14 protein-coding genes are annotated in these 16278 nt (G+C 39.7%); 6 read left to right on the top strand and 8 right to left on the bottom strand.

Features of this window, described 5'->3' with window-relative positions; all coding sequences use genetic code 11:
• Position 1: 1 nt before the first annotated feature.
• The gene (locus RM368_RS02415; protein WP_322692562.1) at positions 2 to 241 is read right to left on the bottom strand and encodes a helix-turn-helix transcriptional regulator; all 240 of its coding nucleotides are present in this window, start codon (positions 239 to 241) and stop codon (positions 2 to 4) included.
• Between the two features lie 40 nt (positions 242 to 281).
• Here RM368_RS02415 and RM368_RS02410 point away from each other — a divergent pair, with 40 nt between their 5' ends.
• Positions 282 to 551, top strand: coding sequence for a hypothetical protein (locus tag RM368_RS02410; RefSeq protein WP_322692561.1), 270 nt, complete (start codon positions 282 to 284; stop codon positions 549 to 551).
• Between the two features lie 255 nt (positions 552 to 806).
• Here RM368_RS02410 and RM368_RS02405 read toward each other — a convergent pair whose 3' ends face one another.
• Positions 807 to 2282 (bottom strand): pentapeptide repeat-containing protein, encoded by a 1476-nt coding sequence (locus tag RM368_RS02405; protein WP_322692560.1) that lies wholly within the window; start codon positions 2280 to 2282, stop codon positions 807 to 809.
• A 270-nt stretch (positions 2283 to 2552) separates the two neighbouring features.
• Positions 2553 to 3263, bottom strand: coding sequence for a pentapeptide repeat-containing protein (locus tag RM368_RS02400; protein ID WP_322692559.1), 711 nt, complete (start codon positions 3261 to 3263; stop codon positions 2553 to 2555).
• Positions 3264 to 3553: 290 nt separating this feature from the next.
• On the opposite strand from RM368_RS02400, the gene RM368_RS02395 reads away from it, so the two are divergent.
• Positions 3554 to 4756 (top strand): FAD-dependent oxidoreductase, encoded by a 1203-nt coding sequence (locus tag RM368_RS02395; RefSeq protein WP_322692639.1) that lies wholly within the window; start codon positions 3554 to 3556, stop codon positions 4754 to 4756.
• An 88-nt stretch (positions 4757 to 4844) separates the two neighbouring features.
• On the opposite strand, the gene RM368_RS02390 is transcribed toward RM368_RS02395, so the two are convergent.
• The 4 genes from RM368_RS02390 to RM368_RS02380 all read right to left on the bottom strand — a co-directional run bounded on the left by RM368_RS02390 (position 4845) and on the right by RM368_RS02380 (position 10682).
• Positions 4845 to 6662, bottom strand: a complete 1818-nt coding sequence (locus RM368_RS02390; RefSeq protein ID WP_322692558.1) for a tetratricopeptide repeat protein — start codon at positions 6660 to 6662, stop codon at positions 4845 to 4847.
• Positions 6663 to 7060: 398 nt separating this feature from the next.
• A complete protein-coding gene (locus RM368_RS02385; protein WP_322692557.1) occupies positions 7061 to 7249 on the bottom strand; it encodes a DUF6887 family protein in 189 nt (62 codons plus the stop codon).
• Positions 7246 to 7422, bottom strand: coding sequence for a DUF6888 family protein (locus RM368_RS38680; RefSeq protein ID WP_416212207.1), 177 nt, complete (start codon positions 7420 to 7422; stop codon positions 7246 to 7248). Before RM368_RS38680 ends, RM368_RS02385 begins: the two co-directional genes overlap by 4 nt.
• Before the next feature lie 89 nt (positions 7423 to 7511).
• The gene (locus RM368_RS02380) at positions 7512 to 10682 is read right to left on the bottom strand and encodes a plasmid replication protein, CyRepA1 family (RefSeq protein ID WP_322692556.1); all 3171 of its coding nucleotides are present in this window, start codon (positions 10680 to 10682) and stop codon (positions 7512 to 7514) included.
• A 664-nt stretch (positions 10683 to 11346) separates the two neighbouring features.
• On the opposite strand from RM368_RS02380, the gene RM368_RS02375 reads away from it, so the two are divergent.
• The 4 genes from RM368_RS02375 to RM368_RS02360 all read left to right on the top strand — a co-directional run bounded on the left by RM368_RS02375 (position 11347) and on the right by RM368_RS02360 (position 14421).
• Positions 11347 to 11769 carry a DUF4278 domain-containing protein gene (locus RM368_RS02375; RefSeq protein ID WP_322692555.1) on the top strand — a complete coding sequence of 141 codons (423 nt, stop codon included), beginning with the start codon at positions 11347 to 11349 and terminating at the stop codon, positions 11767 to 11769.
• Positions 11770 to 12318: 549 nt separating this feature from the next.
• Positions 12319 to 13122 carry a hypothetical protein gene (locus RM368_RS02370; RefSeq protein ID WP_322692554.1) on the top strand — a complete coding sequence of 268 codons (804 nt, stop codon included), beginning with the start codon at positions 12319 to 12321 and terminating at the stop codon, positions 13120 to 13122.
• A gap of 626 nt (positions 13123 to 13748) precedes the next feature.
• Positions 13749 to 14006 carry a hypothetical protein gene (locus RM368_RS02365; protein WP_322692553.1) on the top strand — a complete coding sequence of 86 codons (258 nt, stop codon included), beginning with the start codon at positions 13749 to 13751 and terminating at the stop codon, positions 14004 to 14006.
• Positions 13996 to 14421, top strand: coding sequence for a PIN domain-containing protein (locus tag RM368_RS02360; RefSeq protein WP_322692552.1), 426 nt, complete (start codon positions 13996 to 13998; stop codon positions 14419 to 14421). The genes RM368_RS02365 and RM368_RS02360 overlap by 11 nt, the downstream gene beginning before the upstream one ends.
• Before the next feature lie 60 nt (positions 14422 to 14481).
• Here RM368_RS02360 and bchB read toward each other — a convergent pair whose 3' ends face one another.
• Complete coding sequence (bchB, locus tag RM368_RS02355; RefSeq protein WP_322692551.1) at positions 14482 to 16008, bottom strand: ferredoxin:protochlorophyllide reductase (ATP-dependent) subunit B; 1527 nt, start codon at positions 16006 to 16008, stop codon at positions 14482 to 14484.
• Between the last annotated feature and the right edge of the window lie 270 nt (positions 16009 to 16278).

Raw genomic sequence — 16278 nt, 5'->3', positions numbered from 1 at the left:
CCTACTCTGCTTCTGGAAAATACTGAGTTAGCAGTTTTTTGCCAGGTTCACCCATCTTCCGTAACATTTCTTCTATTAGTTTTAGCGCTATGCGTGAAGGGACTGTATGCCCATTCTCCCAACGGTTGACTGTTTTGAATGAAACTCCTACTTTAGCAGCAAACTGTTTCTGAGAAAGATTGAGCTGCTGACGAAGTTCCCGAATTAAATCTAAAATTTCCAGCCGCTTTGTTAGAGACATCTCTGTGTTTTATCCCCATAGGATAATTAGCGTAGGACAGATGTCTTATTCATTGTCTCTTACTCAGGGAATATTTTCTCTGTTTTTGTCTCTAACCAAACCATTTGAGATCGAAGGCTCAACGGTGAAGCTCAGAGGTTCAGCTATGAAGCTCAAAGGTTCAACGGTGAAGCTCAAAGGTTCAACGATGAAGCTCAGAGGTTCAGCTATGAAGCTCAAAGGTTCAACGATGAAGCTCAAAGGTTCGGCGATGAAGCTCAAAGGTTCAACGATGAAGCTCAAAGCTTCAAGTTTCAGTATCCAAGGGTGAAACTTGAGCTTTCTCCAATATTCGGGTAGTTGAAGATTTTTCGGTAGGATGGTTGTGCGATCGCCAGAAGAATGAGTTTAATTCGATCTACTAAAAATTAGAATTATAAACAAATTTCTCGGTATGTCTGTCTTGTTATTGAATATAGCTTTCATCTTCTTCATCTCCAAGATTTTACGGAGAATTTTGGTAAAAACTATCCCACTAAGTGAAAACGGTAGAATACGCCCAAATAACTAATGATGCTACGATCGCTTAACCCAATTGCCGCCAATGTGCCGGTGCTTCGATATAATCAGGTAGGCGAGTGGTGCGATCGCCAACTGCCTCTCTAATCTGATGCAACTCTAAGTTTTTTGCTCCTGTCAAAATAGTCCCTTCCAGTTTGACATCATTGAGATTAGCTTGTGAAAAGTTAGCTCCCATGAGGTTTGCCTGAGTCAGGTTAGCTTGATAAAAGGTTGCCCTATACAGGTTTGCTCCAATTAGATTAGCCTGATATAAGTCAGCTTCCGTTAAGCTAGCTTCTGAGAGATTGGCAAAATAGACTTCTGTTTGGTGGAGTTTGGCTGCATTTAAGTTAGCTCCAGAAAGGTTAGCTCCATTTAAGTTCGCTCCACAGAGGTTAGCACCAATCAAACCCGTTTGCTGCAAGTTGGCTTTACCCAATTTTGCTCCTTGCAAGTTAGCTAAAAACAACTTTGCTCCAGAGAGGTTAGCGACTTTTAAGGTCGCTTGTTGCAAGTTAGCTTTATAAAGGTTCGCCCCCTGTAAATTAGCTGCACGCAGACTTGCACCAGAGAGGTTGGCTGCACGCAGGTTAGCTCCAGAGAGGTTAGTGCGATTCAGGTTAGCCCAACAAAGGTTGGCTCCATATAAACTAGCTTTTAGTAACTTGGTTTCATAAAGAATCGACCTAATGAGTTTAGCGCCAGTAAGGTCACATCCACTCAAGTCAGCCCCACGCAGGTCAGCCCCACTCAAGTCAGCCCCACGCAGGTCTGCTTGTTGCAGGTTGGTTTTTAGTAGGTCTGCTTGTCTAATGTCGGTGTTACGTAAATCAAGTTTTTGATCTTTTGGGTCTTCGAGTAAATTACGCCTACCGATAACAGTCAGGGCTGCTTGAATATCAGTGCGTATTTTGGGAAATTCTTCATGGAGATTTTGCTCCAACTGCGGCGTTGGACGCGACCCAATTTTACGCCGACTTGAGTAAATTGCTCCTTGATATTCTGGCTTTTGTTGCTCGCCTTTTAGGTGCTGGATGGGTGCATTCTCTCGCACAAAGGCAGTGAGAATTTCCATAATTGTCCAGTGTTCTTGAGGAAAATCCTGAGCAACCCTTTCTAAAGCATAAATTGCACCTGTCCGAGTTTCCACCTTTTCATGGCCAAGCTGGGCAATTGCGCCCATAAAGCGCTCTGCAATCAATCTATCTTGATTGAGTTTGGCATTTTGCAAGCCAATTTCTAAGTTTTTCTCAGATGCGATCGCACTCTTCTGCATCGCTTGGGCACGCCTTGCTGCATAATAAGTATTAAACATTGCTGCCGATGCCAGAAAAACTATTGCAGTAGTTGTTAAAGCTTGGTTTCTATACTGGATTTTTTCTTGAATTGACAATTCTTTAATATTGGACAAGGCAAAGAAAATTACAGTCAACGAGCAGCCAAATATAGCTGTTAAAGTTATCAACCAATTCAAAAGAGCGTCTGTCTTTTTAGAAGACATGGTAAAATTTTTCCTTACAACCTAGAATTATTACTTAGATGTTGAGGAAAAATAGTATAGCATTTAGCAGAAATTTATAATAGGTGTCAAAACACTTATTGAACTAGGGAATTATATCTAATATAATTTTACGTCACACATCAAGAAACACTTACGCTACAAAAATTCCGAATTATGCTGAAAATAGAGAATGAGGAGAGACGCGATTAATTGCGTCTCTACTAAAGAGTAGGGAAAAATTTTTCAATCAGCAATCAAGCGGATATGATATTACTCAGAAAATTTGGTTTCTCTGAGGTTTGCTTCATCAAGTATGGTGTCATAGAGAATTGCTCCATGCAAGCTAGCTAGATATAAACTGGCACGATGCAGGTTAGCTTCAGAAAGGTTAGCTTTCTCTAGATTAGCTGCACTGAGGATTGCTCCTTCTAAGTTCGCTAGATATAAATTAGCTCCTTCTAGATTAGCTGCACTAAGTATTGCCCCCGCTAGATTTGCTTCTCTAAGATTAGCCCCAGCTAGATTTGCTTGATAGAGATTTATCTGTTGTAGATTCGCCCCTTTCAAGTTTGCTCCTCTGATATCCGTGAAGCTCAAATCAAGTTGCTCATTTACTGGGTCTTTGTTTGCATCTCTTCTGGCGATAACAGTTAGCGCGGCTTGAATATCTAAACGAATTTTTGTTGACAGGTGGCTGGTTATTTCCTCTTGGGGCATATAAAAAGCATTTTTTCGGACAAAACTAGTAAGAATATCTACGATCGTCCAATGGTACTGTGGATAGCTATAAGCAATTTGTTCTAAATCATTAATTACAGCTAGACTGATTTCTAGAGTATTATTTTCTAGCTGTTCGCTTGCTATTCGGAAGCGTCGTTTTAGCGACTGATGCTGATTTTGTTTAACTTGTTTCTGAAAAACAGGTATCCGCAGGAATATTTGGGATAGCTGGATGTGACTTTTTGATAAAATGTTTTTCATGGCATTAAAGACATTAATAATTAACGAAAATGAATTTTAATATCTAATTTTTATTGAATAAATTATTTACGTCTGCTATTGTTTCATACATATTTAGTAATGAAAAATTTTTATGTAACAAACAAAATGGAAAATATAACTTCTAAGTAAGTAAACATAAGCATACCTACTCTTGCCATTCCCAATAATCAGTTGTATTCACTAGTCTTTCTTCTTCACGGACAATTAACTCTCGTCATGATAATTCTGATTTATTTATAATCATTCATTAACTAAAGATGACTATTAAAATCCAACAAAATATACAACCAATACTTAAAAATCTGGTATTAATTGGTGGCGGTCACAGCCATGCTATTGTTATAAAAATGTTTGGTATCAAACCGTTAACAGGAGTACGTTTGATACTGATTACCACAGCATCAGAGACAGCCTACTCTGGGATGTTACCTGGACATATTGCCGGATTTTACAGCCACAATGAATGTCATATTGACTTGCAACGCTTGGCGAACTTTGCTCAAGTACAATTGTATATTGACACAGTAGTTGCCCTTGACTTAAAAAACAACAAAGTTCTTTGTGATAACGGACTTGCGGTAGATTTTGATGTGCTGTCTATTGATATTGGCAGCACTCCAGCCATACTGTCTGTATCAGGTGCGGCAGAATATGCGATCGCAGCTAAACCAGTATCGCAGTTATTAGAGCATTGGTATGAACTAATTGAAGCTGTAGGTAAAAATCCTCAAGAACCAATTAGGATTGCGATCGTAGGTGGTGGCGCTGGCGGTGTAGAATTAGCGCTATCGATGCAATCTCGTTTACATCGGATTTTAGATGAAACTCAACAACCTATTCAAAACCTAGAAATTCATTTATTCCAGCGCGGACAAGAACTGATGCCCAATTATCATCAATCAGTACGGCATCAACTTCAGCAAATTTTAACCGACCGAGGGATTAAGTTACATCTGAGAGAATCTGTGTGTAAAATTGCACCTAAAACCGAGAATGAAGCTAAAGAAGTATTTGAAATTAAATGTGAATCTGGTTTGACAGTAGAGTGCAACAAGATTTTTTGGGTAACACAAGCATCAGCACCCGAATGGTTAAAAAACGCTGGACTAGCAACTGATGAGCAAGGTTTTATTTTGGTAGAATACACGTTGCAATCTCAAACGCACCCGCAGGTATTTGCATCTGGTGACATTGCCACAATGGTAAATCATCCGCGTCCAAAAGCTGGGGTATTTGCTGTTAGACAAGGTAAACCTTTGTTTGAGAATTTGCGGCGAATTTTATTAGATAAGTCGCTCAAACCTTATAAGCCACAGAAACAATATTTGAGTTTAATTGGTACAGGAGATAAACGAGCGATCGCAACACGAGGCACTTTTACTTTACCACCCCACAAACTCTTGTGGCATTACAAAGATTGGATTGACCGTCGCTTTATGGAACGCTTTCGCTTTGAAAAAACAAAAGAGTAGAAAGTGGGTAAGAAGCAGGGGGAGCAGGGGAGGCAGGGGAGGCAGGGGGAGCAGGGGGAGAATAACCAATGACAAATGACAAATCTCCTCATCTAAGCTGTTCAATAAGCTCAACAATTTGTTGATAATATTGGATATTCCCTTCTTGATAATACAAGTCTGCGGATTTCTGGAAATCTCTAATTGCTCTTTGAGAGTCTCCCAAATTTCGGTAGACATCTGCTCGCAGGATGTAAGCTGAAGCCCAATTAGGCTGACGCTGTAAAGCTTGATTTAAGTCTGCAAGCGCTCCTTGTAAGTCTCCCAACAGAGAACGGCTACGACCCCGATTGTACCAGTCTTCGGCAAAGCTGGGGTCGATCGCGATCGCTCGACTGTAATCTTCTATTGCCCCTTGATAATCTTCTAGAGCATAGCGAGCATTAGCGCGATCGCTGTAAAATGCAGCAGATTGAGGATTTATTTGCAAAGCTTGGGTGTAATCTGCGATCGCACTTTCATAAGCTTCTAAAGCATAATAAGTGGAACCTCGGTTGTAATATGCTTCAATTAAATCAGGATTAATTTTTAATGCTTGGTTATAATCTGCGATCGCTCCTTGTTCATCTCCTAAAAGACGACGAGCATTTCCCCGATTGCAATACGCTTGAGAAAAGTCAGGAACAAGCTCTATAGCTTGAGTGTTATCATCAATTGCACCCTGTAAATCGTGCAAGGCTTCACGAGCAATACTCCGACCATAATAAGCTGCGGCTAAGTTATCATTAATTTGCAATGCTCGATCGTAATCTTTAATTGCGCCTTTATAATCTCCTATAGAACGACGAGCCGCCGCCCGATCGCAATATCCTTCTGCTAAATTAGGATTGAGTTGTAATAGGCGATTGCTATCTTCAATTGCACCTTGATAATCTCCCAATCGCCGACGAGCATTTGCGCGAAAGCCATATACTAAAGCTAGAGTCGGATTTTCTTGTAATGCTCGATCGTAATCTGCGATCGCACCTTGATAGTCTTCAAGAGTACTACGAACCAGACCTCGCTCACAATAAGCTTGCACATCATTAGGATTCAGCTTTAATGCTTGGTTAAAGTCTTCGATTGCTTCATGATAGTTTTTGAGGTGAGCAAGCACCAAACCCCGATTATAGTACGCTCCGGCAAAGTTGGGATTGATTTTTAAGGCGCGGTTGTAATCTGCAATCGCACTTTGATAATCTGCTAAAGCGTAGTAGGCATTACCTCGGTTATGATAAGCTTCCGCCAAGTTAGGATCTAATTGTAATGCTTGGTTATGGTCAGCGATCGCTTCTTGATAATTGCCTAAAATATGGTGAATATTGCCGCGATTGCTGTAAGCTGCGGCAAAATGGGGATGCCATTGTAAAGCTTGCTGAAAATCTGCGATGGCTCCTTGACGATCGCCACGTTCAAAACGAGTTACGCCGCGATTATGATAAGCATTGGCAATATCAATATTGATATTATCAGCTAATTGGGTACTCATTTCGAGAGTTTGGATATAATCTGCGATTGCTTTATCGTAGTTTTCCAAAGCAAAGTAGGCATTGCCGCGGCTGTGGTAAGATTGCGCCAGATTGGGATCGATTTGTAATGCGACGTTATGATCGGCGATCGCGCCTTCATAATCGGCTAAAAAGTAACGAGCATTCGCGCGGTTGTAATAGGCTATGGCAAAATTAGGATTAATTTCGATGGCGCGATTGAAGTTAGCGATCGCATTGCGATAATCTTTGAGACCACTTAAAATCAGTCCTAGATTATGGTAAGCTTCGGCATAATCAGGATTTAACTTGATTGCTTGGGTGTAAGCTGCGATCGCTGCTTGATAGTCACCTTGCAAATTTTGGTTTAATCCTTGGTTGAAAAAATCTTCCGCATTCATATAATTTTTTTGGCTTTTGACATTTTCTAGCCTAAAGCATCGGGATTGTTAACGATATGTTTTTCAAATCATTCCAACTACTATTGTACCTGTTGTAACGAGGTTTATTTAAAAGCAGAGACTAACGAATTATCACTATATATTTTTTAACTTTCATCTTTAATTATCTTCTAAAACAATTAATCAACGGTTAACTGTCAACTATTTAAAGCGTGTTTGGTCAATTCCTTGCTGTTGTAATCTAACAATCGCTCAAGTAGCACAATTTAAACGAGTTTTACTAGGGAATAATGTCTACTGAAATCCTACAAACTTTCAGATAAATGATTCCCGATAATGGGATTTAAACAAAATAAAGAGCGCTAGATTTTCACCCAGCACTCTTAATTTACTTACTATTATTGACCTTGATTAACTCTCCTTTCCAATTCAGCTTCAGCCTCTTCAATCGACATTAGTCTTGGATTTGGATTAGCCGCGTGCAAACGATCGACATACGCATGAAAAGCTTCAGTATTTTCAGGGTTTTGCAATACATAGGCTCGTAATTCAGTATCCGTCATATTTGCAAAATTGGGCTGTGTCATTTTGTAACCACCTCCCCGTTAAGATAAATCTCTATCTCTATTGTCTCTCCAACCAACATTACTATGCGTTTTATCCTTTCGTCCATTCGCACCAGATTTATTGGTCGCAGCAAATTGCTCATCCTTACTGATATTCGGTAGAAGGATTTCAACTGCTCTGGTGTTGGCTCCATTTCACCTTATTTATTATTCAGAATCTACTCAACTCCTTTATTTTAGGGTTTTTGGGGTTCCGTATTTTCTCATAAGTCAATTGGTATTACTATATCGTTGATAACGGAAGAGTGGGCATAGACACCATCTGGTTGGCCTTCCCAGACTTCGTTTGCATAATTTCAAATTTCCAGTCAGAAGAGTAATCGGGTAACTCATAACCAACACTCTTAACGTGAGCCAACATCACCTCATCTCGTTGACGCCAAACAGCAAATATTTTTTCTCTGCCATCATATAGTGTTTCTAAATCAATTTGATAAACCTGATTCACTCGTTTCAGCTTCAAACCCAACAAATTTAATAGTCGCCCAAGTATTTTGATTGCTGAAACCTGCTCTTTTTCGCCGACTAAATTAATACCGAGCGCTCTTTTAATATGCTTACTATGCTGAAAAGCAATATTTTTCAACAATATTAAATCTGGATCGTTTTCAGTAAATTTGCGTTTTTCTTCGAGAAACTGAAGCATTCCTAATGCTCTCATAGCTTCAACCTTGAGCGTATAAGTTTTTAAATCTGGGAGAAAAACTTTCCCTTCACCCCAAGACAATTGCTGATGCCATTCTTGCTCATCTTTAACGTGAAAATACTCGCTCTCGTGAGTTAAATAATAGTGAATTAAAAGTTGACTATAATATCCTTGTTCATCTTGCAATTTCAGCCAAGGAGTAATTTCTACACCATACCTCTGTCTGAGAATATATTTGTTAATTTGGTTGCGTTCTCCATCCGTTAGAGAATGCTTAACTAACATCTGCTCATATTCTACATAATCGATATCTTTAGCATTAGCGACAGCAGTTGCTACCGATAGTTGGTTTTGCTGCTTAATTTCTTTAATTTTGCGTTTAATTTCTTTAGCTTTTTGACGAGTTTGTGCCCAATCTTTTTGAACTTTAACAATTTCTAAAATTAACCTTTTGCGCGTAGCTAAATCATCGGCATCGGTTGCCAAAAATGCCAGACGCAAATCTCGAATAATATTATTGTGAACTGCATTACTTCGTACCTGAATTTGATGTCCATCAGCAATCAAACCATCTTGCATCGATTGCCGATAGAGGCGAATAGAAGCATTTACCCTTGCAGATAACTTTGCCCAAGTTCGCAAATGAATTGGGTCATAAACTAAGGGCAAATCCACATCTATTTTATGTAGAGGACTCAACAAAGCTAAGTTTTCTTTTTGATTTTCTTGATACCAATCAGATAACAAGCGATAATTTGTACTCCCACTACCAATTAAACCAATACCTCGTTTAGCACACCAGACAACACGCGGTACATCATCCCGGACTCTTGCTAACGCTTGTCTTGCTTCTGAGTCAGGAATTACCCCTTGAAAAATGCCATAAACACGGTCGAAATGTTGGACATCAATACTAATTCCCGTACCAAGGCTAGGAGTCACAAAAACGCCGTCATATTCCGATATTTTTTGATTAATCGCTGCTATAAAATCAACTGCTGCGTGCCCAGGTGTATTTGTTGTATGACTACTAACCACCAGCGTTTTAGGAAATTGTCGCCGTAATTTTTGTAGCCTTTCTTTCAAATACCGTTCAATTGTTTCACAACTATAACGCCCAGCGCGACTATCGGTAGTAACATAACATTTACGTCCAGCAAGTAAATCTAATTCTAGTTGGTGAATTAACGGTGTTGGGTTTGGTGAATCATAAAAAGTTACGTCCCAACCTTGTTGAGGCTTCCATTGATTGAGGACTACCCAAGGTGTTAATTTTATTCCTGCCAATCCCTGCAAATATTCTAGTGAAACATCTGACAAATCAGCATCTTGAGCAATTACTAACCCTCCACTTGTTAAAACTGTCTCTATTAGTTGCTGGAATAGTTTTAATATTTTTACACGTTTGTGCTTACAAGTATTACTATTTAAAAGATGCCATAAAGATTGCTCCACTTCATCTAGAATTATTATTGCTCCTTGCCAATGTTCTGGATTAAGTTTCCAAATCGAATCAACGCACAAGCCGAGAGATTGCTGAAGGAATAGAGAGCGTAAGATGGGAGGAGCAGCAGGGGTAAGTGTTTTATTAATCTTTTTCTCCCCATCTTCTTTATGTGTTCCCCATTGAATACCAATCTTTTCACATAAGAATCGTCCAAGTACGATTCTGTGAGTAATTAACAAAACGGGTTGGTTTCGACTTTTTGCTTGTTGAACAACGCCTTGTAGTGCCGTAGTTTTCCCCGTTCCTTTCGCTGATTTGACTCCTACTAATCCAGAGGTGGGGAAAGGTATTTCACCTATATAAGGACGGTTGAAGGTAAGTGCAGCAGGAATACTTAACTCGGTGTGGGGTTTGGTTTGAGCAAGATAGATTTCTAAATCAACACTTTGGCGATAAACTCTTTCAAAATTATTTGCACCCTTAGCAACAATAAACTCATCAACCCCTTTTTCTATTCCTGGAAGTTCGATGACTTTTACAGGACAATTTTTTTGCTGAAATAAACAGCCAAGTTGAGAAATAGCATTATTTACAGCAGCAATTGTCTTGGGTTGAGTTTCAAAATCAAAGCAAATGTAAAAGCTGCGCTTTGTAATCGCAAACGCGGCTAAATCAGGAATTAGCTGACGACGGGTAACTTTACCAAATTCATCTTTTACAACCCGATAACCACTGGTAATTCCAGGAATGGCAATGGCTACATATCCTTGCGTCAACAATGTGGCTGCTTTCTTTACACCCTCGCAGATGATAAGGGGAATGTTTTGTTGCATCACCCATTGCCAAAAGCCTCCAGCCTCGCCATCAGGAGTAATGGTGATATTATCAGGCATGACCAGATTGTAACGCCCAGCGACTTGCTGCCACACTTGCAATGTTACCCGCAAACAAAACACCCGCGTTGGCGTGCTAGGGGGATGCTCGTATTTGATAGACTTGCCATTGTGATTTTGTCGGGGTTGGTTTGGCTTAAAACATCCCCATTCCATCATTTGCCAATTATTCAGAGGGTCTAGTCCCGAACACCACCAACCACCTTCTGTAATGTGAGCGTAACGCTGCAACCAACTACTTTTCACCATTCCGGTATTGGTGCGGGGAAGTAGCTCAGAAATCAACAGGTACTCATAAGCTGTTACACCTTGAAGCGACCTAAAATTGAGATGCACTAAGTGTAAGTCTATACCACTACTCTTGACTAATTCTTCAAGGTGTTGGGGGTGTAAATAGTGCAGATGCATAGGGAAAGGCGCGAAGGGAAGACAATGAGATTAAAACAGTAACATGCATCTGCTTTTTTTTAATACGCGAGATTGCGATGCTTTTATGATGCTTTTTTTACTTCGTTGCCGGAGACACATCGGTTAAAGCTGTAGTGGGTTATTCTGCCTATTAGATCCCCGAAGTAATAATTTTGTATTGTGATATTTGTTCGTTTTTAATTTTTATTTATCAGTAAATTTCTGCGTTAAGGAATGCGATCGCCTTATAACATCGCTATGAGATAATATCTTCATATCCTTCAGCAAAGGCTTTACACTGAGCATCCACTCTATATCACGCTTGTAACCTCTCTGAATAAATACAAAACGCTCACTCTACATAGCCCTTGAACTCTGCTCCAAAGGTTTGAGATAGTCTTGAGTATTAATTTTTCTTTGCGATCGCAGCTAATACAGATACCTCAACGTAAAACTTTTACTCCAGTAGTACGGTAACTTCTCAAGCTGATTGGAGGTAAAATAAACAACAACTTTTAAAATAAGTTCAATCTGCTTTATAAACCCTTTGCTTTTAGTTGCGAATGTAGGAAATATGGCTTTGTACTTTTTCATTTTTCCGTGTGCTTGTTTCATCACCGGCTATTTTTTATTCAAAAATAGAAATAATGAAATCTCACATTTAGTGACTGTATTTGCAGCTATCAGCCTGATTTTGGGTTTAATGTTAGCTCCTTGGCAGATTTTACTTCTACTATTAATTCTTATTCTTATCAGTGCAAGCTATGAGTATCATACAAACAAAATAGTCAACAGAGAAACACAATCTACACAACAGCCAGTACTCAAATCAGAACCAGATTATCACTTAATCTACCGTGGAGCTTCCTATCGTCATGACCTCAACCCCAAATTAGATGGGGAAACCACAGCATCAGTAACCCATAAGTTGAGCTTTCGGGGATGTACTTATGTTGTTGGCGCCGATCCTAATATTCAATCGACTGGAATCATTACACCACAAGTAACTCATAAGTTGAGCTTTCGAGGAAGTACCTATTCTATAAATAGAACTACACACAGAGAAATTAAAGAGCAAAGTGGTTAGAAACTTGGTGCAAGTCTTTGAAAGTTTACATTTTATTGGCTCATACCTTCCAAATCCAAGAGGCGATGTCTACAATGGGCGATAACGATCGCTAACACTACACTACCGATGAGGTACTGGTGCTATTTATGCTAAATTCTGCTGTAGCACCTGCAATTTAATGTCATTATAGACTTTATGCCCAGCAACATGCGATATCAAGAGACAGCCTAGCAGCGATCGCACATCCTCGACTATTGCCTACCGAACTCAATGCTGCTTGATTATGCGATCGCTATAAATCACAACCATTTTACGAAATACCTCATACAGATACTTTGAGAAATGGTATTAATACTATGGCTTTGTCAAGATTCCTAAACCGCAAATAATGTTAAAAAATAAGAAAATATTGTGGATACTACTATTGAGAAAGTTTATTTTTTATATAAGTGAAGTGGAACTTCTTTAGTAAAAGAGATATCTAGTTAGTTTGATTATTAACTATTCACTCCTTGGGGAGGCGGTTAGTCTCCAGAAATAGACAACATATTTTTAAAGTGTAAAATTATGTGGAAATCAAAGTTAGTATTTAGATTGATACTGTCGGCTGCGGCGATCGCCACTAGCGTGCAGCTAAGTTCAGTGAGTAACTATGCTATTGCTGAAAGTACATCTTCCAATCAGACTGTTGAATCTGGGCAACAAAATCAAAGTTTAGAAGATGCTAAAGTTGCTATGGTAGGAGTTGGCATCGGAGCGATCGCAGGCTTACTAGTTTCTGGTTTATGGTATCAGAAACGTCGTTACCACAAAATCCAGTCACGTGCCAAAATAAACCGCTTTCGTGAAGAATTTCTCTGCGGCTCTTTAGCAGATTATTATTTATCTAATTATAAAGCAAATTCTTCACCTACAAATTCTCGGAAAACTTTACCAACACCCACTAAAGAAGAATCCCCTACTTCTGAGGAAACTTTCGTAACGCCAACTAAAGAAGAAATATCCGATCCATCTACTTCTGAAACAAATAATCTAGCAGCAGAACCTATGCTAACCGCACTATCTGACTGCTACCACAAGTTAATTGAGGAAATTATTAATACTGACCTCAAAGATAAAATCAGTTCTAAAGACTATATATATCGTCAATTAGTAGAAAATGTGAGTAGTGATAATGGTGAAATCTTTAAACGCTGTTTGAGCGATCGCTTGCATTCTACTCAATCTGAACTACATAAAGTAATAAATTCTCCGAGTTTATTCCAAAAAGAGCCTCCTGAGTTAAAGAAAGCTCGTTTAAATCGTAGCTTGAAGACATTACAAACTATTCAAGGAGAATGGGAACAAATCCAAAAACAAACACTAAATTAAGCTTCAGTTAACCCAACTGTGCAAAAAATTATCACGGACTGAAAAGCTTCTTGTTTTTCAGTCTTTTAAAAAAACAGTACTTTTACTTTCCTAGATACATCGAGATGGACTAACTTATTTATTGCATTGTTAACCGAAGATTTTCTGAGGTAACTCGTTGAGCTAAAAAATACGATTGAAGTGTGAGTTTAGAGGGTGTTACAATGCAAGGCGGAATTAATGGAATTAGTTCTAATTATCTGAGTAGTGGTTATGGTGATGATTTATCAGAGCTTATAGATAATTCATATTATGATCCTTCACCTTCTGATGAACTTGACTTTATCTAAGTAACGCCCCTATATCAATCAAAGTCTGCTAGCTAATCCCAAATCTACGCCCCGACAGCTTCTTTCGCAGCGTACAATACCTCAGCGTTGATTTCCTTGAAAACGCGATCGCAGATAAATATTTGTTGGTGTCGCAATAGATTTATTGTTAACTGAAATTATTACTAAATAGCCCGTAAAACCTTTAATTCACATTTTACAAATAGTTGCGATTGTTTCCACGCAAGACAAACACTGTCTTCTACTTGCTACACGTGCATATAATGGGATTATAAACATCCGTAACTGATGAATAAAATGGCTAAAATATTAACAATACAGTTGTCAGATGAATTAGAAAGTAAATTAACTGCTCAGGCGCAAAAACTGAATCTATCTTTAGAAGATTTAATTCTGCAATCATTATCTCAGTCAGCTAAACAGGAAAATATCTCCGAATTCGATCCAATTTTACCTTTACTAGGCACATTGAAATTTGAGAATTCTAATGTAGGAGAAAACCACGATCAATATCTCCAGCAAACTTTGCAGCAGGAGTTGAAAATTGACAAATAAAGTCTTTATAGATACATCGGGCTGGGCTAATTTATTTATTGCAACTGAGTCCTACCACGAACAAGCAAAGCAGTGGTTTCAATATAAACGTCAGCAAAATCAAGCAATGGTAACAACTAATTATATTGTTATTGAACTAGTGGCTTTGCTGAATAGCCCTTTACGCGTACCTCGTTCGCAGTTATTTAAATATGTAGAAGCTGTCAGAACTGCTCCTTATATCAACTTGATTTACATTGAACCAGCAATAGATTCAGCAGCGTGGGAACTACTCAAAACTAGAGAAGATAAAGCTTGGTCTTTGGTGGATAGCACTTCTTTTATAGTCATGCAACAGCTTGGCATTAAAGAGGCATTAACCACAGATCGCCACTTTGAACAAGCTGGCTTTATTCGTTTGCTGAAGTCAGAATAAATAATAAAAGGCATTCATTAAGATATGCCCTTTATTATTAAGAATCGCTAACCCGCTAACTTACGCTCCAACAGCTTCCTTCGCAGCGTACAACACCTCAGCATTGATTTCTTTGAAACCGCGATCGCGCGCAAATTTTTCAGTATTTCGCTTCACTTTGCCGCGCACAAATCCCGGAATCTTATTCAATTCTGCTTGACCATCTTTTGTCCAATTCAAATCAGAATCAGCAGAAATTCCTCTAGTAATAACTTCTTTGGTATCGTGACCACCGAAGATTTCTAACAGGTGATCTTCCATTCCCAAAGTAAAGGAATTGTAGATCAAATCTGTAATCTGATTCGTGCCTTCGTAACCCATAAATGGTTTGTAACCAATGGGGAAGTTTTGGACGTGGATGGGTGCAGCAATTACGCCACAGGGAATATCCAAGCGCTTACCAACGTGGCGTTCCATTTGCGTGCCGAAAATGGCAGAGGGTTCGACACGAGCGATCGCATCCCCAATTACACCATGATCGTCTGTAATCAGCACCTCATCGCAATATTCGCTCACTTGTTCGCGGAACCAATCTGCATCATATTTACAGTAAGTTCCAGCCCAAACAACATGAATTCCCATTTCTCGCGCCAGAATCTTGGTAATAGCGGCGGCGTGGGTATTGTCACCAAAAACCACAGCTTTTTTGCCAGTCAAGTTTTGACAGTCAATCGAACGAGAGAACCAAGCAGCCTGAGATACATGGAGGGTTTGCTCATTGATGAAGTCTTCATAGTCAACTTCTGCACCTTGAGCGTTAATTACCTGCTGAATCTTGCGAATACAACGGGCAGTTTCCACTACACCCATTGGAGTAATGTCTATATAAGGTGTGCCAAATTGTTCTTCCAGGTAACGGGCTGTGGTCAAACCGAGTTCGCGGTAAGGCACTAAGTTAAACCAGGCTTGGGACATCTTTTTCAAGTCATTCACCGAAGCACCTTCAGGAATTAAGGTATTTACCTCAATTCCCAAGTCAGCCATCAGCCGTTTGAGTTCGGTGCAGTCGTGATTGTTGTGGAAGCCAAGGGTGGTAGTACCGATAATGTTAACTGAGGGTTTTGCTGTTTTGCCCTCTGCCAATTCGCCCCGCTTCCGGGCTTTTTCAATGTAGTATTGGACAATTTGATCCAAAGTGCGATCGGCGGCTTGCAGTTCGTTGTAGCGGTAGTGGTTCACATCCGCCAGCATGACATCACCTTTCGCTTCCAACTGCGCCCGTTCGACAAAGTTGTGCAAATCCTCTTGCAAAATGCTGGAGGTGCAGGTGGGAGTTAACACAATCAAATCTGGGTGTTCCTCAGCATCCTTGCGGGTAATGTTATCTACCACCTTTTCTTGGGAACCGCGGGCCAAAACGTTGCGATCGACGACACTGGTTGTCACCGGAGTAAAATCCCTTTCCCGCGATAGCATGGAGCGCATGACGTTAAAGTAGTCATCGCCAAGTGGGGCGTGCATGATCGCATGAACATTTTTAAAAGAGCTAGCGATTCGCAGAGTGCCGATGTGGGCTGGGCCAGCATACATCCAGTAAGCCAATTTCATGTTTGTGTCTCCCTTTTAAACTCAAATAACTAAGTAAGTGGGCGTAAAAAAATAAGATGAGAGCTTACCATCAACCCCTTCGTGCGTAGTTTACCGCCGTAGGCATCGCCCAGCGTGCCCTTAGCAGGGAAGGGGAGAGGTTTGGAGAGAGGTATTATCTTTGAATTCAGCCCATTTACTTATAAGTACTTGATTATTAAATCGTTTCTGATTTTCTCAAACCTGCTGGCTGAAAAAAAATAAGGTTTGTTGCGGGTTTTAGGTGAGGCG

Source organism: Nostoc sp. DedSLP03, assembly GCF_034530815.1.
In the GTDB taxonomy this organism is placed as follows: Bacteria; Cyanobacteriota; Cyanobacteriia; order Cyanobacteriales; family Nostocaceae; genus Nostoc.
The sequence above is the reverse complement of the archived record's forward strand: the minus strand, read 5'-3'. Positions and strand labels throughout refer to the sequence as shown.